The organism is Kiritimatiella glycovorans (assembly GCF_001017655.1).
GTDB classification, from domain to species: Bacteria; Verrucomicrobiota; Kiritimatiellia; order Kiritimatiellales; family Kiritimatiellaceae; genus Kiritimatiella; species Kiritimatiella glycovorans.
Genome location: NZ_CP010904.1, coordinates 1094838 through 1114755 on the forward strand (window position 1 = coordinate 1094838; position 19918 = coordinate 1114755).

Below are 19918 nucleotides of genomic sequence, written 5' to 3' on the forward strand. Positions count from 1 at the left end.
GACGGAGCATGCGCGGGGGCGGCCTGATAAGACGATGCTTTGTAGTGTGGGCGTTGACGGTCGGGGCCGTCCCGGCGATGCAGGAAGCGGACGTGACCGCGTTCGGCGCCGTGCCCGGCGACGGGGCGGACGATACCGCCGCCTTTCAACAGGCACTGGATTATCTGATCGCGGATGGCGGCGGCTATCTGGAGATCCCCGCCGGTGACTACCACCTGGGCACCTGTTTGTTTGTGCGGGTGCCCAATGCGCAGGTGAGCGAGGGCTATATCCGGCTCTATATTCGCGGGGCGGGGCGGCATGCCACCCGGCTGATCGGCGGCGATACATCGGGGCTGCTGTTCTTCGAGACGACCATCAACGGCATGAACCTCACCCTGCGCGATTTTACCCTGCAGGCCGATGCCCCCGACCGCGGTCCCGCGATTTCGATTATCAATCCCGATCTGGGCGTGCGTGCGGAACGGGCCCTCATCCTCGAACGAATCACGATCGGGCGTACGGCGCCGATGAACAGCTTTAGCAAGGGGGTGCGCGCGCACGGGCAGTGGAGGGCCCTCTTTCGTCAAGTCCAGATCGTGGGGGCCGACCGCCGAACGGAGGGGCACGACGAGGAGTCCGTGCTGTTCGATGACTGTTTTTACATCGACAATTCGGTGCGTATGCCGAACGAGTCCGTCCACAAGACGGGCGTCGGGTCTTCGACGAACGGCCTCACGGCGGATCCCTGGCGATTCTATGCCGCGCGGGATCCCGCCGATGCGGAGACACCGCGCTTTTTTACCCCGGGGTATGCCCGGCCCGGCGGGGGATATCCTGCCGAAGGAGTCCTCTATTATGGCAACCACCCTGGACTCGATGCCCTGGTGTCGGTCGATTTCGACGAGTTTGAGGGGTATGACGCGCTCACGCTGTCCGCGGAATTGAGCGCCTATGATACAGGCGGCATGGGCATCGGTTTCGGCGCGGACCCGGAACTGGCCTTCGGCGAAGATGAGAGTGCGCTCTGGATCGAATCCGCCGGCGCGAACACCATCGCGACCAATGTGGATGTGCGGCTCTGCCTGCGCCACGGCGGAACGAACCTCGTGCTCGAAACCCTGACGGCCCGCGACGCCCCCAATGCGGCCGGCGATGAGGTGACGCTCGTCTATGATCGCGCGAACAATACCGTCACGGGATCGTGGGATGACGGCAGCAACGGCCCCGCCTCGTTCGAGCTCCATGAACTCGACGCGCTCGGGTTCACCCCGCTCTTCCGGCGCGTAAAGTTCGAAGTGCTCGATGAACAGGGCGGGCACGGCAATTTCCCGCGCATCGGCCATGTCCGGCTCACCGGGCGCGGGGCCGTATGGCGCATGACCCGGGGGATCGATCAGGACGGTTTTTACGGCGGCCGCATGGCTTATTGCTCGGTGCGCAATGCCGATACCGCCTACGACTGGTCGACCGACGGCACCGGGGAGGGGGGGCTGTTACACGATTCGCTCGCCGACGGATGTCGCGTCGGCATGATCATCGCCACGCCGGGTCAGGAGCCGGGCGTCCACGTCAGTGACAATGTCCTTCGCGCGGAGGAAGCCGGCGTCGTGATCCTGAGGAAACGGGTGGGGAAGGTCATGAGAAACCGGATCGAACCGCTCGCGGCGCGGGGCGAGGGGTTCTTCCGCGATATTGAGCTGTTTAATTGCCAGGCGATGCAGGTGGGCGGCAATACGTTCAGTGGCTCAACGAGCAACCGGGTTCACCTGATCGTGGACGGCCATGGGAGCGCGCCGATTCCCCATAACGCGATCCGGTCCGAGCAGATCGATTTCTACGATAATGTGCTCGCGCTGCCGATCCGGGACGCCGTGTTGTTCCGCGGACCGAAGATCTACGAGGTCCATCTGCGTGGGAACACCGGGGGAGGTGCCCCGTGAACCTGCTTTGGCTGCTGGGTTTTGTCTTCGCGCTGGGAGGGGCGCCGACGGAGTATCGACTGACCGACGATTTCGGCGCGATCCCCGATGATGGGATGGACGATGCCCCGGCCCTCCGGGCCGCGCTCGAACAGGCGGTGACGGAGGGGGGCGTCACGCTGATTATTCCTCCGGGCACGTACGAAATCGACTCGCGCGTTTGTGTGACCGGCGCGGTCGGGGTTCTCCGGATCGAAGGGCGCGGCCATAATATCAGCCGTCTGATGGGCAACAACCACGACGGGGTATTGAAGATCGTGTCGACGGACCCGAGGTCGCGGGTCGAGATCCGCGATCTGGATGTGGTCCCCTCCGTGCCTTCGGCGGGTACCGGACTGGACCTGAGCAAACCCTACAGCGAACCGGCGACCCTGACGTACAACCTGCTGCTCAACGCCGTGGAAATGCGTTGCGACGACCGGATGACGGATTATTTCGACCGCTCCATCGTGCTCGACGGATGGATGCCGCTGATCGATACCGTGGCGACGTCCGGACCGTATGGCCCGGATATCACCGAAGTGGAACAGGCCTGGGCGGAGTCGTCGATTGTGATGCGGAGGGCCTATCGCCCCCGTATCCGGTACTGTTATTTTTGGTCCTCCCGCATGGGCGTCGATATTGAGTTCACCGACACCCCGGAGGCCCCCGTTCTCGACGGGGTGGTGTCGGTGGGAACCGGACACGGCATCCGTATCGTCAATACGGGGGGCGCCCTGACCCATCCGCTTCGAATCGTCAAGAATCACTGGAACCCGCGCACCATGGGGTTGACGCTGGAGAACGTGGACGGTTTTCAGGTCGTTGAAAACGTCCCCTATCACCAGCCTTCGGAATATACGTCCGGGGATTATCGCGATGTGAACCTGATCGCTTCTTCACAGGGGGTCATCGAGGATAACGTCTTCTGGTTCGGCGGGGATGCGCTCCGTCCCCTGGTCTTCGCCGATGCGGATTCGGAAGCGATCGTCGTTCGCCATAATCATTTCGGGAATCAGACGTCGAAACAACCGGTCGTGCCCGAGGAGGGCAGCCGGAATATCCTGGTTCAGAGCAATGTGTACGGATCAGTCTACGCGAACGACGAGGCGAATACGTTTGGTCTGTGGAACATGGAGACCAACGCGGCGGGCCAAATCGCCGATGTCGTCACCCTCGGTTCGCCCCGGAACAATCCCCTCGTGCTCTCGGGGGGTGCCCAATCCCGGTTCGAGGGATCTACGTCTCCTGAGATCCGGCCCGCCCTCTTTTTCGACGAAAAGGATCACCGGGCCGACAGCACGCAGAACTGGCCGGGATCACGGGGCGTGATGATCGATGCTTATATCTACCGGGATTCCGGCGCCCTCATTCTCGTCCAGCCCGACGTCTATCGGCTTCGAGCTTCCGGCGACGATCTGGTCTTTGAATTCACAGGGTGCGACGAAACGGTCACGGAACTGGTGGTCGAAGACGCGGTCCGTAAACCTCAATGGCGCAGGGTGCGCGCGGAAGTAAACCCGGAGACCGGTATGGCCTGTCTCGAAGTGGACGGCGTGGGATCGGATCGTCGCGTATTCGATTCGCTCGAGCTCGCGTCCGCGTCGTTCACGCTCCGGGTGTCTCCTCAGGGGTTTATCGGCGCCGTCGATCAGCTCTGGATCCGAAGCCTGAGGTAAACCGGTCTCATGTGAAAGTCGTGCCTTCGCCGAAGGGCGTCGTTCCGGTACGCTGGGAGCGACGGGGTGGACGCCTGCATCTCACGGTGACCGTCCCGCCGGAGAGCCGGGCCATCCTGTGCTGGCCGGGTGGCGCGGAACAGGAACTCGAGGCGAGCGATTACGAGCTGATGGAACCGGAAGGGAGTGAGGAGGCATGAAGCTAAAAAGATGGACGATCCTTCTGTTGGGGTGGCTCGGGGTCACCGCTTCGCTCCGGGCGGAACGGCCGAACGTGGTGATCATGATCGCTGACGATGCCGGGTGGGGCGATTACTCGAGTTCCGGTAACGAGAGCGTGCGGACACCCCATATCGACTCGCTGGCGCGCGACGGCGTGCGGCTGGACCGGTATTTCGTCCAGCCCGCCTGCGCCCCGACGCGGGCGGAACTGCTGACGGGGCGGTGCGCGCTTCGCAGCGGAGTGGGCGGCGTGTCGGGCGGGAACGAACGCATCGATCCCGCCGAGAAGACGATCGCCGATTGTTTTCGCTCGGCTGGCTACGCCACGGGGATCTTCGGCAAATGGCACAACGGCGCGCAATGGCCCTACGTGCCGGCCGCGCGCGGCTTTGAGGAGTCGCGTTGCTTCATGCACGGACAGGGCGAGACCTATTACGACGAGGTCTTTGAAGACGAGCGCGGGACGCAGGTGAAAAGTCGAGGGTATATCGACGAAGTCTCCACACAGAACGCCATCGAGTTCATCCGGCGTCATCGCGACGAACCGTTTTTCTGTGTCTTGCCGTTCGCCCTGCCGCACAAGCCCTGGATCGTGAAACCAAAGGATTGGGCGCGCTGGAAGGACCGGAAAATACCGCAGGACGGAAATCGTCCGAACCAGGAAGACAAGGACGCGACGCGGGCGGCGATGGCCATGCTGGAAAATCAGGACGCGAACGTGGGCTGTGTGCTCGAGGCGCTGGACGCGCTCGGGCTGGAGGAGAACACCGTGGTGATCTACTTCTCCGACAACGGTCCGAACGAGTGGCGCTGGAACGGCGCCATGAAGGGCATCAAGGGATGGGCGGAGGAGGGCGGGGTGCGGTCGATCTGTCACGTGCGTTATCCCGCGGCGTTTCCTTCCGGCCGGACGGTCGAAGAGATTACGAGCGTCCTGGACTGGCTTCCGACGCTTACCGCGCTGGCGGAGATCCCGCGTGTGGGCGATAGGCCGCTCGACGGACGCAATATCCTGCCGTTATTGACGGGAGAGATGGAGGGCCCATGGCCGGACCGGAACCTCTACTGCTGGTGGCATGGTGGAGCTTCCGTGCGCACGCAGCACTATCGACTGGGATCGGACGGGGGGCTGTACGATATGCGTGGAGATCCCCTGCAGACCACGGACATCGCTGCGCAGGAGCCGGAACGTGCGGCCGGTCTGAAACGCGCCCTGGAGGCGTGGAAGTCTCAGATGCCGCTTTTTCAGCCGGGCTACGAAAAGCCGCCGTTCGGCGTCGGCTATCCCGAATTTCCGATCACGCGGCTGGACGCGAGCGAGGGGATCGGAAGGGGCGGGATCCCGCGCAGCGGCGCCGCGCCGAACAACTCCTGGTTCGACTGGGAGCATCCGGATCGTGAGATCTACTGGCCGGTCGAGGTTCAAACCGCCGGCCGGTACCACGTGCAGATCGACTACACCTGTCCGGAAGAAGACGTGGGCTCGCTGATCGAGGTCTCCTTCAAGACGTGCGCCCTGACCAATCGCCTCTCGGTTGCGCACGACCCGCCCTGTATCGACGACGACACCGTGCCGCGGTCCCGACGCATCTCGGGGTACAAGGAGTTCAGGGAATGGGATTTCGGGGTGATGGATCTGCCTGCGGGGCGGGATGCGTTGCGTATTCGTGCGCTTGAGGTGCCGGGCGATAGCGTGATGGACGTGCGGCGGATTACCCTGACGCTCATGCCAAGGTAGGGACGGTGTCTCATCCGTCCGGAAAAGCGGCCCCAGTTAGGGACGGACCTCCGGGCCGTCCGCAAAACCGGCGCGCATAGCCTGTCCGCCGAAGGCATAAAGAGCCGAAGGCGGAGAGATCGCGCCCTACCCAGAACACCCAACCCAAAAAGATATCCAGCAGTTCTCATTATGGCCGCATTCCGACCGCGGACGGCGTGGCAGCCGTCCCTCCCGAGTCGATATCCGACGCATTTTCGGGCACTGGGAGGGTCGGGTGCCACCCCGACCGAAAAGGGTGAAGCCATAATGAGAATCGCTGAAAGATATCACAGGAATCTGGTCGCATGATCGAATATTCGTTACGGTGACCGCTTTATTCGGAAATGCGGGCCGGGATTCAGCGGGAGAGGGATGTGCGTATCGGCATCAGTCATCGGGTTGGGGTCGGGTGCGGGCTATTTATGTGCGCGGCGGCGATGGTCTGCGGCGCCCCGGAATGTCCCGTTTATGAGCCGCTTCTGCTGCGTGAGATTCAGCCGCGGGGATGGATGGCAGGTCAGCTGCGGAACGATGCCCTGCGCGGCGTGGCCGGAAATCTTCAGAAAGTCCGTCCCCAGTACACCCCTGCCACCTGGGTACACAAGACGGGCAGTGCGGGAGCGGCGGAACTGACCGGCAACTGGCTGGACGGCTATACGCGCATGGCGTACTACGGAGGCTACGCCTCCGAACGAAGCAAGGTTAACCGCTATGTCCGCGAGATCCTCGATGCGCAGGAACCCAGCGGATACGTCGGGAACATGCCCGCGGATCTGCGCTGGAAGCGTCTCAATCGCGACCTCTTCAATGAGTCACGCACGGGGGTGGCGCTGCTCGCCTACTACGAGATGACCGGCGAGCAGGAGGCGCTGGATGCCGTGATCGCCACGGCGGATGTGATCATGGCGAATTACAACGAGGACAATCCGCCGTTTATCTACCAGCCCGGCGATGAGAATTACCGCGCGGAACCGGTCGAGGGCGAAGAGGGCGCGGACGATTTCGTCGATGACGGCGACCCTGCCAAGCCGAAGCCCCGCAAGATCAACGGCCACGTCCTCATGTACGTGGATGTGTGCGAATGGCTCTACCGCCTGACCGGGGAGAAGAAATACGTGGAGTACGCCGAGTTCCTCTATCGGCAGTACTCGGAATCGAACGATATCGGGCCGGACGATATTAAGCTGGACGTCCTGCTCGACCCGGAAATTCCGCTGGAGGGACATGGCGCGCATGTCGCCGAACACTTCCGCGTTCCCTTTTTTCTGGCCTGTGCGACGGGGAAAGACATTTATTACAAGGCGTCGCAGGCCGCGCTGGAGAAGTTCAGCCGGTTTCGCACCCCGAGCGGGGCGCTGGTCAGCGACGAGGGTGTACACGGGCAGATGCCGCTTCCGGAACAGGGATACGAGTACTGCGCGACGACCGAGATGACCGCCAGTCTTGCCTCCGCGCTCCAGAAATTCGGCAACCCGGAGGTCGGCGACTGGATCGAGTGGCTCGTGTTCAATGCCGCTCAGGGGGCGCGCACACCGGACGGCACCATGATCAATTATCTGTCCGCCGCGACCGTCACCCGTGCTAAAGAACGCATGAATCTGGGATACCCGCATAACTCCAACGGACGCTGGCACTATTCGCCCGCCCATCAGGTCGGCGGTTCCTGCTGCACGGCCAACGCAGTCAAACTGATGCCTTATTACGTCGGGTCGATGTGGATGCGATCCGCGGACGGGGCGGGGCTGGCGGCGCTTTTGCTGGGTCCGTCCGAGGTGCGTACGCGTGTCGGAGGGGTCCTGGTCACGATTCGGGAAGAGACGGGCTATCCTTTCGAAGATCGGGTTCGTTTTCATTTTGAGACGGCCGCGCCGGTGGAATTTCCCTTCGAGGTACGAATCCCCGGCTGGGCCGGTTCCGTGGAGACCTACGCCCCGCGGGCCGCGGTTACAGAGGGGAAGGGGCGGAAGATATTCCGCAAGAAGTGGCGTACCGGGGATACCGTGGAGCTGAAGTTCGGGCATCCGGTTCGCCTCCGCGAATGCGTGAACGGCGAGGTCGCGATCGCTCGCGGCCCTCTGCTCTATGCGCAGCCCCTCCCGGCCGAAAAGAAGGTCCTGAAGAAATCCAGAGGCGGCGTCCCCGAATTTACCGAATGGGAACTCCTGCCTGAGAGCGGAGAGCCCGCGGCCCCCTGGAGCATCGCGCCCATCAATCCCGATGCGGGATTCAAGGCCGTTGAAAATCCCGCCTACGATCCCGAAAGACCGTGGGCCCATCCGCGCTGGTTTCTCGAAGGACCTCTATACCTGCGACGGGGTAAGGGCGCGGTTTCACGTCTGAAGCCGCTCGGGTCGACCTTTCTCCGCCAGGCCGCCTTTCCCGTCCGCCGGGATGTCTCTCCGCCATGAATGCTGATGTTCAATCGATAAATCCGGATTTTGGTGATTATCTGCGCGACGAGTCGCGCCGCGCGGGTTCGGCCGAATCGATTTGCTTCGCCGGAACGGAAGCGGAGGTGCGTGAGGTGCTCGTGTGTAGCGGGCGTGTCACCCTGCAGGGCGCGCGGACCGGTATCACCGCCGGGGCCGTCCCGGAGGGGGGTACGATTCTCAATCTGAGCCGCATGAATCGGATCGGTGCAATAAAAGAGGGCCGAATTAAGGTCCAGCCCGGCGTCCTGCTTTCGGACTTGAACGAGGATCTTGAGCGCGAAGGTCTCTTCTTCCCGCCCGATCCCACGGAGACTTCGGCGTCGATCGGCGGCATGCTCGCCTGCAACGCCTCGGGCGCGATGAGTTTCCACTACGGCCCGACGCGACGGTGGGTCCGAGCGCTGCGAATCGTGCTGCCCGGCGGCGATACCCTGCAGCTCGAACGCGGACAGAAGGCCGAGGGACGGCGATTCCGCCTCACGACCGAAAGCGGAAGGGAAATCGACGGCGAACTGCCCAGCCTGCCGATGCCCGAGGTGAAGAACGCGGCGGGCTATTACGTCCGTCCGGATATGGACCTGATCGATCTTTTTATCGGCATGGAGGGTACGCTGGGGGTCATCACGGAGGCCGAGCTGGAACTGCGTGCCGTGCCCGCCGCGCGGACGGCCCTCTGCGCATTTTTCCCCGACGAGAGCGGGGCGCTGCGGTTTGTCCGTGCACTGCGCGATCAACTCGACCCGGTGGCGATCGAGTTTTTCGGCCACCATGCGCTCGATCTCTTGCGCCGCGCCCGGACGGAGCATGCCGCCTTTGCCGATCTGCCGGAATTGGCCCCGCATTTTAACACGGCGATCTATTTCGAGTTCCACGGAGGGAAGGAAGATGAGGTCGAGGCTTCCGTTGTGCAGGCGGCGGAACTCATAGTTGAATGCGGGGCGGGGGAGGACGACTGCTGGATCGCCGAAACCCCGCGCGATATCGCCGTGCACAAGGCCTTTCGCCACGCCACGCCGGAGGCCGTCAACCTTTTGATCGATGAACGAAGGAAGGCGTATCCGAGCCTCACCAAGCTCGGTACGGACATGGCCGTGCCGGACGCGCACCTGGAGGAAACACTTTGCCTCTACCGCAGCGACCTCGACGGAGCCGGCCTCGAATATGTAATCTTCGGCCATATCGGCGACAACCACGTCCATGTCAATATTCTCCCGCGCGATCCCGCCGAGCTGGAGCAGGGGAAGAAACTCTACCTCAAGTGGGCGGATCAGGTCGTCGCCATGGGCGGTTCCGTCTCCGCGGAACACGGGATCGGAAAGATCAAGGTGCCGCTGCTGGAGATCATGATCGGACAGGAAGGGATCGATGCCATGCGCCGGCTGCGGCGAATCTTCGACCCGGAGGAACGGCTGAACCGGGGGAATCTGTTCGCGTAATGGAGGGACGGCTGAACCGGGAAACTATGGTTGCGTGTGGAGGGACGGGTTCCACCCCGTCCGTTCTTCTGGAGGGACGGGTTCCACCCCGTCCGCATAGAAAAAAAACGGGTTCCATCTCGTTCGTTCTTCTGGAGGGACGGGTTCCGCCCCGTCCGCTGAGGAGGGTCGGCGTGGAAGAGACGGGTTCCACCCCGTCCGTTGTGAGGGATCCCCTGGAGGGACGGGTTCCACCCCGTCCGCTGAAAAGGGCGTGGAATCCGACCCTCCATGAATGGGCCATGAATTACGGACGAGGGGAGAGCATACATGAAATCGATGAAATTGACCGGTTTGCGTCAGATGCAGATGATGGAGGGCCCCGCGCCGGAACTCGTCCGCGACGACGACGTGCTGATCACGATGAAGGCCGTCGGGGTCTGCGGCTCGGACGTCCATTACTACGAGACGGGACGGATCGGTTCTCAGGTGGTGGCGTATCCCTTCGCAGTAGGCCATGAGGGCGCGGGGGAGGTGGCGGCTGTGGGAACGGCGGTGACGAAGGTGAAGCCCGGCGACCGCGTGGCGATCGACCCGGCGAATCCCTGCGGCACCTGCGATCAGTGCCGGGCCGGTCGGCCGCATACCTGTCGTCATCTGACCTATCTCGGATGTCCGAAGCAGGCCGAGGGCTGTCTCTCCGAACAGATCGTGATGCCCGAAGATTCGTGTCTCCCGCTGCCCGATGACGTGAGCTACGAAGAGGCGGCGATCTCCGAACCGCTCTCGATCGGGATGTACGCCGTCGAGCTTTCCGTCCCCGTGCCGGGCACCCGGATCGGCATCCTCGGGGCCGGACCGATCGGGCTCAGTGTATTGCTTCCCGCGCGGGCGCAGGGGGCGAAGGCGATCTATGTGACGGATAAACTCGATCCCCGGATCGCCCTCGCAAAGAAGGCCGGGGCGACGTGGGGCGGCCATCCGGATCGCGAAGATATCGTGGCGCGCGTACTCGAACAGGAACCGGGCGGCCTCGATGTCGTGTTCGAGTGCTGCGGAGAACAGGACGCCCTCGATCAGGCGATCGATCTGCTGAAGCCGGGGGGCAAACTGATGCTGATCGGGATTCCGCCGACCGCGGAGCGGGTAAGTTTCGAGATCGACAAATTGCGCCACAAGGAGATCGCGATTCAGAACGTACGCCGTCAGAATGGGTGCGCGCAAAAGGCCATCGACCTGATCGCACAGCGCGTGTTCGATGTGAACCTGATGACGACCCACCGGTTCGACTTCGCGCGTACCGCCGAGGCCTTCGATCTGGTGGCGGCCTACCGCGACGGGGTGGTCAAGGCGATGATTCATTTCTGAGGGCAGGGGAGGAGAACGGGATGAACAGACGGGCGACGGGCATGATGCTGGGGCTGGCGGCGTTGCTGGCGGCGGGGCCGGTTGTCGGTCTGGCGTCGCGGCATCCGGGCGATGAGACGCCGCGGCTGATCTATTACGGGGTTTTCGATCTCGATCGAGACGTGGAGCACATCACCAGTCATGCCGGGACGGGGATGGCGGAGGTGCGGCTGGCCCCCGATCCGAAAAGAACCGGAACCGCCTCACTCCAGCTCGATCTGCGGCTGGATGCGGAGAATGCTCTGGGACGCTGGATTTATCCGATCCCGCAGTTCCGGTTCGACCGGGTATCCTTCTGGCTCGAAACGGGGGCTGTGGAGCCGGCCGGACTGGTGATTACCGCGAATGTGCTCGGCGGCGACCGCCAGATCTATCACCTCGCCGCCCGTACGGTCCAGACCCGGCCGGGGTGGCAAAAGATCGAGTTCAGTCTGCCGGAGGATGTCACGGGCATCGCCAATGACCCGCTGTTCAGTACGGTGGATCAGTTGAACCGCGCGCGGCTGCATAAGCGCAAACAGCGTCTGCTGGCCGTGGATTTTCAGATCGCCCCGGCGAGTTCCGTCAGGACGGCTCACGGTCCGATCTATCTGGACCAATTGGAATTCTACCTGCGAGGGAATTATGCTCCGTAACATCAGAGTGCTCGCGCTGTTCATGGGGGTGGGGGTGCTGGCCGGGCTCGGCCGTGCGGAGGACGAAACCTTCTTTCACATGCAGTGGGTCCATCCGGACAACGAGATGGCCTACTACATCGTCGACGATGGAGAAGGGCGCTGGCTGCCCTCGGCCCAGGGCGTCTCCATGTTCGCCCTCGGATTCGAACACGGCTATACCACGCCCGGCGAGAAGGCGCGCCGTTACCGTACCCTGAGTCTGAGCGGCCATGATTCTGGATGGATTGAGGCACCGGTCACGGTGACCGGAACCGTCACGCGCGCGGGGAATCCGCTCAAGGCCGATTACCGGCTCTCGCCGGACGGAACCCCGGCCGGGAGCGGAGAGGACTTTTATCTGCCGTTGCGCGATGCCTATGACAAGGCGTGGATCGAGGCCGGGCTCGATCGTCATTACGCGCTTGATCGCGTCGAACTGACCGCCGACGCCGAGGGGCGCTTTCCGCGTGACTTCGATCTGGAGATTACCGTGGACGGCGGCGAGCACTGGAACGTCGTGCCGAAGGCGCGGTTTCTTCATTTCCCCAACCCCGGCGACGCGACCGTGGTGGTGCGACTCAACGGGGTGGTCGCCGATGGTGTACGGCTGGTCACGTTTCATCGCGATCCGGAAGCGGACGGCTCGTACGCGCTCGCGCTGGGCGCGATGCGTGTGATCGGAGACCGGGAGTTCCGCTTTGCCGCGGACGGATTGACCGAGCGCGAACAGGCGTGCTGGAACAATCTCTGGCTCATCTTTGGCGAGGCGGCGAACGAGATCCATGACTATCACAATCCCGTGTGGCCGACCGATCGGCCCTACAGCGGCGGGATGCTCGCGATCTTTTCATCGGAATGGGCGCTCTGGAACGCCATGAAGATGGCGTGGATCGATTCGAAATGGATGCCGGACTGGATCGATACCATCCGCCGGTACCCGATCACCGACCGCGGCTACATCTACCTGACGCCCACGGAGGATCGCCATCTCGGTCACAGCCGTCATTACGCCGGGACGGCAATCTATGTGTCCGCCGTCTCGCATTACTACCTGATGACTCGCGATCGCGCGTCGCTGGAAGAGAAGAGCGGGGTCGACGGCCTGTCGATCCTGGAGAAGGCCGACCGCGGGATGGGCCTCTTTCTGGACGAGCTGGGCGGTCGCTCGGGGCTGGTTACGATCGACGATCCCGAGCTGCAGGGTCTGCCGGAGAGCCGTAGCGCCAACTACTGGGACGGCTGGCCGTTCGGGTATCAGTCCGCCTACCTCAATGCCCACGTCTACGATGCGCTGATCCGGTACGCCGATCTGCTCGAGGCGCTGGGCGGGGAGGGCCGGCGCGCAAAAATGATGCGGACGGCGGCGGCCCGCATGAAGCGGCGTTTCAACCAGACCTTCTGGAACGAGGCGAAGGGGCGCTACATTGGATGGATCGACGCGCGTGGCGAGCGTATCGATTACGGGTTCACCTTCCTGAATCTGAAGGCGGTCGACTTCGGTCTTGCTCCACCCGAACGCGCCGGACGGATCATGGCCTGGATCAACGGCGACCGGGAGATCGCGGACGATACGTCGATCGGCCGGGATATCTACCACTGGAACATTGCCCCGCGCTCGACCACGCTCTCCGCGGAGTCTACCGGCGATAAACGGTTTAAACTTTTTCATGGCCAGGCCGTCGAGCTCGGCGACTTCAATCACGCCTCGTGGGAAATCAACGCCCAGAATGGGGGCATGATCCTGTTCACGTCCTATTACGATCTCCACGCCCGTCTGCGCGTGCTCGGATTCGATAACGCGATGGAGCGGATGCGGGCGATCCTGAACGAGGCCGCCCGCACGGAGCTGCGCTGGATGCCGATTACGCCCTTCGGGGTGGGTACGCCGGTGGGGGCCGTGCGCGAATTCCCCGAGAGCGGCCTGGTCCCGTTCTTCTTTATCGATGGTGTCATGGGCATTCGTCCCATACCCGAGGGTCTCTCCATCCACCCAAGATTCCCGGAATCGTGGGGCGAAGTGACCGTTCGGGATTTTCATTTCGCCGGCCGGACCTTCGATATCACGGCGTCGCACAAGATCGCTGAACGAACGATCGAACCCTGCGGAGGGCAGGGGCTGTGTGTTCGCGTTCCCGCCGGCGTCGAAAGCCGTCTGTCGAATCCCGCCTCACGACCCTGAGGCTTTGGACGCAGGGTTAATAGGAATGGATGTTTTTTTAAATTTATCATTGAACGCTTATCCACCCCTTATGTATAAGTTACCCATTGGGTTGATGTCAGAAGGCGCACAAGCAGAGGAAAACTGGAAACATCAATATAATGTATAATATTGTCATTTCAGGATAAGAAGTTCTGTGCAGACCGGATGAATATCTATGTCAGAATCCTTAAGCCAAAAAGGAGGAGATGAGCGATGAGAGCATGGCGTATGGGTTTAGTGGTGTTGTGTGGGCTGGTGGCGATGAGCGCTTCGGCCCAGTTCGTATGGGACGGGGGAGCGGCCCCGGACGGAAACTGGTCGGCGGACAACTGGACGGGCACGGCGCCCGCAGCCAGTTTCAGCGACGATTTTCAGTTCGACGGTACGACGGGACTGGTCAACACGAACGACCTGACCGGTGGTACGGCGAATTCCATTACGTTCAACTCGGGTGCGGGTGCGTTCACGCTCGAGGGCAATGCGATTACGCTCGGCGGCGATATTGAGAATTACAGCGCGAGTTCGCAGACCATCAATCTCGATATGGTGATGATGGGCGCGACCCGCACGGTGAACACCTGGTCGAATAACATCACGCTGGGCGGCGTACTCAGCGGAGCCGGCGGACTGACCAAGGGCAATACGGACAACGATCTGTATCTGACCGGCGACAACACCTTTACGGGGCCCGTCTGGATTCAGAGAGATGCTTTGTTTGTCGATTCGATCAACAGCGTGAGCGGGGGAAGCGCGAGCAGCAGTCTCGGTGCCCCGACGACGGAAGCCGACGGAACGATTACGTTTGGCACGGGCTACCGGGGCGGAGCGCTTCGGTACACCGGCACCGGCGAAACAACCGACCGGCGTATCAAGTTTGCAGGGCTTGGCGGTGCGACGCTCGCACAGGACGGCACCGGTCATCTCGAGTTTACTGGCGACACCGTGAACGCGAATGATTGGGAGTACAGGATGCTCCTCACGGGTTCGACGGCGGGCACGGCCGAATTCTCGGGGGTCATCGGTCAAGGAACCACTACCAGCAATAGCGTCCTGAAACAGGGAACCGGTACTTGGACGCTTTCGGGCAATAACACGTATTTGGGGGGCACGGAGGTGCAGGCCGGGACGTTGAAGCTCGATCGCAGTGGAGGTACCCTGGCGGACAGTGGCAGCGTGACCGTTTCCGGCGGTACGCTCGAGGTGGTCCAGTCGGATACGGTGGGTGATGTGACGCTCTCCAGCGGATCGATCACCGGCGCGGGCACACTCACGGCCAATTCAGTCACCGCCAACAATGGCAGCGGGACAACCACGATCAGCGCCGAGCTCGGCGGATCGGGGTCGTTTACCAAGTCGGGGGCGGGACAGGTCAGCGTGACGACGACGAGTGACAGCTTCAGCGGTGATATAGACCTGCAGGGCGGCACCATAGAGGTGCAGGCTGACAACGCACTCGGCACCGGTACACTCACCATGGCCGACGGGACAACGCTCGATGCACTGGACAACACAGAGTTCGATGTCACCAACGACATAGATATCAATGGCGACGTGAACTTCGGCGTCGGTGTGACGCGCATGTTGACCCTCGACGGCGATGTGGACTTGGGGTCGAGCGACCGTGTGATCAGCTACCGATCCGGCGGCAACGGAAACTTTACGTTGTTCTTCAATGGCGAGATTTCGGGAAGCGGACGGATGATCCTCGACTCGTTCGCCGGAAATGACTACGTCCACTTGTCCAATACTGGCAATTCCATGGCCGGAGTGACCTTGGTCGATGGCGCTTTGTTGCTAGAGGGGGGGATGGCAGAAAACGAGACCACCTTGGGCAGCGGCACGTTCATTGTCCAGAGCGGGACTTTAGCTGCTCAAGGGCACCAAACCGCTCAAATCTACAACGACGTTCTTCTGCAAGGTGATGTCAAAATCGTTTCTGCCAATGGCGACGTTGAGATCTATGGCGACGTTGATCTCGATGGCGGGACCCGGACGATCAGCATGTTTAGCAATGCTGGTGAGGAAGAGATCAACGGGGTGATCAGCAATGGCGGGTTGACACTCGCGAAAGATGGCAGCGCACCCGGCGGGCGCACCATGTCTCTCGGCGGCGTCAACACCTACACCGGCGACACGGTGATCGGAGCCGATACGACGCTGCTGCTCACGGACGACGCCGCCTTGAGCTTCGACATCGACGGTGCGGGCGTGAACAACGATCTCTCCGGCGATGGTTCATTGAGCCTGGCGGGGGATTTCATCTTTGATCTCACCGGGGCGAGCACAACTTCGGGCACGGTCTGGCAGATCATCGACGCCGGGTTGCTGGGTGATACGACGCATGAAGGGAGCTTCAGTGTCGTCAATTTCAACGATGTCAACGACGACGGGCTCTGGAATCGCAGTGCGAACGGCACGGTGTACCAGTACGATGAATCGGGCGGTACGCTGACGGTGATCCCGGAACCGGCCGCGATCGGGCTGATGCTCGCGAGCGGGGCGATCTTCCTGCTCCGGCGCCGTCTGGTGATCTGAGTCTGACATAGCCCCTTGGAAGGCCCGGTCGATAGCGACCGGGCCTTCTTTATGCGGTCATCCGCTGCGAGCGATCCCCTGGAGGGACGGCTTCCACGCCGTCCACAAAAGCGGCGCGCTCGGAGATCGCGCCCTACCTGAAAACGCGGGCCGACCCTTGCGATGGAATCGGTCGGGGTGGAACCCGACCCTCCACGCCGTCCGTTGTGAGCGATCCCCTGGAGGGACGGCTTCCACGCCGTCCACAAAAGCGGCGCGCTCGGAGATCGTGCCCTACCTGAAAACGCGGGCCGACCCTTGCGATGGAATCGGTCGGGGTGGAACCCGACCCTCCACGCCGTCCGTTGTGAGCGATCCCCTGGAGGGACGGCTTCCACGCCGTCCGCAAAAGCGGCGCGCTCGGAGATCGCGCCCTACCTGAAAACGCGGGCCGACCCTTGCGATGGAATCGGTCGGGGTGGAACCCGACCCTCCACGCCGTCCGCTGCGAGCGATCCCCTGGAGGGACGGCTTCCACGCCGTCCGCAAAAGCGGCGCGCTCGGAGATCGCGCCCTACCTGAAAACGCGGGCCGACCCTTGCGATGGAATCGGTCGGGGTGGAACCCGACCCTCCACGCCGTCCGTTGTGAGCGATCCCCTGGAGGGACGGCTTCCACGCCGTCCGCAAAAGCGGCGCGCTCGGAGATCGTGCCCTATCGGAAAACGCGGGCCGACCCTTGCGATGGAATCGGTCGGGGTGGAACCCGACCCTCCACGCCGTCCGTTGTGAGCGATCCCCTGGAGGGACGGCTTCCACGCCGTCCACAAAAGCGGCGCGCTCGGAGATCGTGCCCTACCTGAAAACGCGGGCCGACCCTTGCGATGGAATCGGTCGGGGTGGAACCCGACCCTCCACGCCGTCCGCTGCGAGCGATCCCCTGGAGGGACGGCTTCCACGCCGTCCGCAAAAGCGGCGCGCTCGGAGATCGTGCCCTACCCAGGAACGCAGACTGAACCCATAGGTGAAAGGTAGGGACGGCTGTCCCAGCCGTCCGCCCGGCCGTGTCCGCCCTGCCGTCCGCGCAGATATCGCGCGCTACCAAAGGCAAAAAACTCCGCAGACCATCACCATAGTACAAAAAGGCGTCAGCGAAGCGTAGGACATCGCCTCCCCGTATCCGCAAGGATACGCGTCATTCTTATTTCGCTTCTTTTAATTCAACCGGACGAAGAATCATGTGGATGCACGCGACCATGGATCTCAAGGCGGAGCCGTTTAATGCGGCCGACCGCGCGATGCTTCGCAATCTCGCCCGCCGGGTAGCCGAGATCGCCGCCCTTCCGATTCAGCGGGAACGCGAAATCCTCTGTACGGCGCACAACGATCTCAAGACGAAACAACCGGTGGTCTTCGCCTTTCCCGAGGGGGCGTGGACGGAACTTATCCCCCTCTCGTCGCTGCAGGGCACGACCCCCTTCACGCGCCATTTCGAGACAGAACTTCGACGTCGCATCTACTACGACGATCACATTCGCGACGATCAGCCGATCCGCCGCGAACTCTACGTCCCGTACGCCGGCCGATTCACCACCTTCGGTCTCGAGATGCGGACCACGGAGAGCACCAGCGAGCGCGGTTCGCGTCACTTCGATCCGATCATCCGCACCATGGAGGATGTAGAAAAGATGGAGCCGCCGCGGGTCGAGATCGATTGGGACGAGACCCGGCGGCGCGAGGAGATCGTTCAGGAGGCGCTCGGGGATATTCTCGACGTACAGCTTCAGGGCATGTGGCGGGGAAATTGCATCCCGATCGACGTTTTCGCCATGTACTGCGGTCTCGACAACCTTTTCTACGACATGCTCGACCAGCCGGAGATGATACACGCTGCGGTCCGGCTCATGGTCGACGGTTGGATCGACTGTGTGAAGGAACTCGAACGGATCGGCGCCCTGTCACTGGCCCATACGAATCAGTTCTGCGCCTCGGGCGGGATGTCGTATACCGACGATCTTCCGCAGCCGGACTTCGACGGGGAGCACGTACGGCTCAAAGATCTATGGGGATTCGCCACGGACCAGATCTTTACCGATGTCTCCCCGGCGATGCACGAGGAGTTCGCCATCGAGCACGAAAAGCGTTTTCTGGAACTGTTCGGACTTAATTCCTACGGCTGCTGCGAGCCGCTGCACAACAAGATCGAAATGCTCGAGCGGCACCTCCCGAATCTGCGCCGGCTCTCGATTTCCCCCTGGGCCGATGTCGAACAATGCGCCGAGCAGCTTCAGGACCGCTACATCTATTCGTGGAAACCGAACCCCGTGATCCTGGCCGGGGACCGCTTCGAGCCCGAGGCCGTGCGTGAGAGTATCCGGGCCTTTCGCGAAAAAACGAGGGATTGTGTTCCGGAGATTATAATGAAGGATACCCATACCGTCCGCCATGATCCGCGCCGCATTCCCGAATGGGTGCGTATCGCCAAAGAGGTCTGTGAGGAGACGGGATAAAGAGCTGTGGGCATGGATTGAAAAAGAAGGGAGAAGCGGAAGTATGAGTAAACGAGACGACATGATCGCGGCCATGAGCGGACGTCTTCCCGGGCGTGTTCCGCTGTGGGAACTCGAGTTTCAGATGTGGAATCAGTTCAGTGACGAGAAACTGATCGTCGGAACGCCGTTTACCAAACTGACCGGACGGGAGCAGCAGGAACAGCTCGATCGAAATGCGCGGATCATCTGCGACGTGAGCGAGCGACTCGATTTCGCGGGGATCACCCTTCCTGCATGGTACTGGGAATCCGCGCCCGGCGAGCCCGCGTATTTCTGGCTGCCCGAGCCCGACCGCGAGACGCTGCTGCGCAGAATCATCGATATCGCCGGGGACCGTTTCTACTACGTGGTCCACGTCGGCGGCGTGCTGGGTATGCCGCCCTCCGACCGGTATATGGAGTTTTCCTGTCAGCTTTTCGAAGATCCGGAATCGATCGACCGCCGCGCGCGGGAAAACTGCGATGAGGCCAGACGCCGGGTCGAACACTGGGCGCCGTTGGGCGCGGACGGTTTTCTGATGCCCGCCGATCAGGCGATGAACAACGGACCGTTCTATAATCCCGAACAGATGGACCGGTTCATCTATCCGTATCTGAGGGAGATGGCGGATACGATCCGTCAGGCCGGCGGCCATTCCATCCTGCACACCGACGGCAATGTCATGCCGCTGATGGACGGCTATATGGAATGCGGCATCGACGCCATCCAGGCACTGGATCCCATCGCCGGTATGGATCTGGAAAAGGTGAAGGCGAAGACAGGCGACCGCCTTACCCTGTGCGGAAATGTCGACTGCTGTACGCTGATCTCCGGAACCCCCGGAGACGTGGCGGAACAGACCCGCGAGTGCCTCGCCCGGGGAAAACCCGGGGGCCGGTTTGTGCTCGGTGCGTCAAACGCCGTCGAGTACTCCGCTCCCGCGGAAAACTTTCAGGCCATGATCGATACCTGGCGCGCCGATCCCGGATACGACGCCTAGCCCTGGAGGGATGCTGCTGTCCAGCAGCACCGTCCGGAAACGAAAGAGGGTAGGGACGGCTTCCACGCCGTCCGTTGTGAGCGATCCCCTGGAGGGACGGCTTCCACGCCGTCCACAAAAGCGGCGCGCTCGGAGATCGCGCCTTACCCGAAAACGCGGGCCGA

12 protein-coding genes are annotated in these 19918 nt (G+C 62.3%); all 12 read left to right on the top strand.

Features of this window, described 5'->3' with window-relative positions:
• Window positions 1-8: 8 nt before the first annotated feature.
• The 12 genes from L21SP4_RS04545 (at window position 9) to L21SP4_RS04600 (ending at window position 19754) form a co-directional block, all read left to right on the top strand.
• Window positions 9-1922, top strand: coding sequence for a pectate lyase family protein (locus L21SP4_RS04545; RefSeq protein WP_144413755.1), 1914 nt, complete (start codon window positions 9-11; stop codon window positions 1920-1922).
• Window positions 1919-3619: a hypothetical protein gene (locus L21SP4_RS13280; protein ID WP_052881548.1), complete on the top strand. Its 1701-nt coding sequence runs from the start codon at window positions 1919-1921 to the stop codon at window positions 3617-3619. The genes L21SP4_RS04545 and L21SP4_RS13280 overlap by 4 nt, the downstream gene beginning before the upstream one ends.
• A gap of 11 nt (window positions 3620-3630) precedes the next feature.
• Window positions 3631-3819, top strand: coding sequence for an alpha-L-rhamnosidase C-terminal domain-containing protein (locus L21SP4_RS13285; RefSeq protein ID WP_052881549.1), 189 nt, complete (start codon window positions 3631-3633; stop codon window positions 3817-3819).
• Window positions 3816-5579, top strand: a complete 1764-nt coding sequence (locus tag L21SP4_RS04560; RefSeq protein ID WP_052881550.1) for a sulfatase-like hydrolase/transferase — start codon at window positions 3816-3818, stop codon at window positions 5577-5579. The genes L21SP4_RS13285 and L21SP4_RS04560 overlap by 4 nt, the downstream gene beginning before the upstream one ends.
• 443 nt (window positions 5580-6022) lie before the next feature.
• A complete protein-coding gene (locus L21SP4_RS04565) occupies window positions 6023-8008 on the top strand; it encodes a beta-L-arabinofuranosidase domain-containing protein (RefSeq protein WP_160300676.1) in 1986 nt (661 codons plus the stop codon).
• Window positions 8005-9468, top strand: coding sequence for an FAD-binding oxidoreductase (locus L21SP4_RS04570; protein ID WP_052881552.1), 1464 nt, complete (start codon window positions 8005-8007; stop codon window positions 9466-9468). Before L21SP4_RS04565 ends, L21SP4_RS04570 begins: the two co-directional genes overlap by 4 nt.
• A gap of 309 nt (window positions 9469-9777) precedes the next feature.
• Entirely contained in the window at window positions 9778-10815 is a 1038-nt protein-coding gene (locus tag L21SP4_RS04575) for an alcohol dehydrogenase catalytic domain-containing protein (protein WP_052881553.1), read from the top strand.
• A gap of 20 nt (window positions 10816-10835) precedes the next feature.
• Window positions 10836-11489, top strand: a complete 654-nt coding sequence (locus L21SP4_RS04580) for a hypothetical protein (protein WP_052881554.1) — start codon at window positions 10836-10838, stop codon at window positions 11487-11489.
• Window positions 11479-13689: a glucosidase family protein gene (locus L21SP4_RS04585; protein ID WP_052881555.1), complete on the top strand. Its 2211-nt coding sequence runs from the start codon at window positions 11479-11481 to the stop codon at window positions 13687-13689. Before L21SP4_RS04580 ends, L21SP4_RS04585 begins: the two co-directional genes overlap by 11 nt.
• A gap of 234 nt (window positions 13690-13923) precedes the next feature.
• Window positions 13924-16245, top strand: coding sequence for a beta strand repeat-containing protein (locus tag L21SP4_RS04590; RefSeq protein ID WP_082116529.1), 2322 nt, complete (start codon window positions 13924-13926; stop codon window positions 16243-16245).
• Window positions 16246-17461: 1216 nt separating this feature from the next.
• Window positions 17462-18733: a hypothetical protein gene (locus L21SP4_RS04595; protein ID WP_052881557.1), complete on the top strand. Its 1272-nt coding sequence runs from the start codon at window positions 17462-17464 to the stop codon at window positions 18731-18733.
• Between the two features lie 43 nt (window positions 18734-18776).
• Window positions 18777-19754 carry a uroporphyrinogen decarboxylase family protein gene (locus L21SP4_RS04600; protein WP_160300678.1) on the top strand — a complete coding sequence of 326 codons (978 nt, stop codon included), beginning with the start codon at window positions 18777-18779 and terminating at the stop codon, window positions 19752-19754.
• Window positions 19755-19918 lie beyond the last annotated feature (164 nt).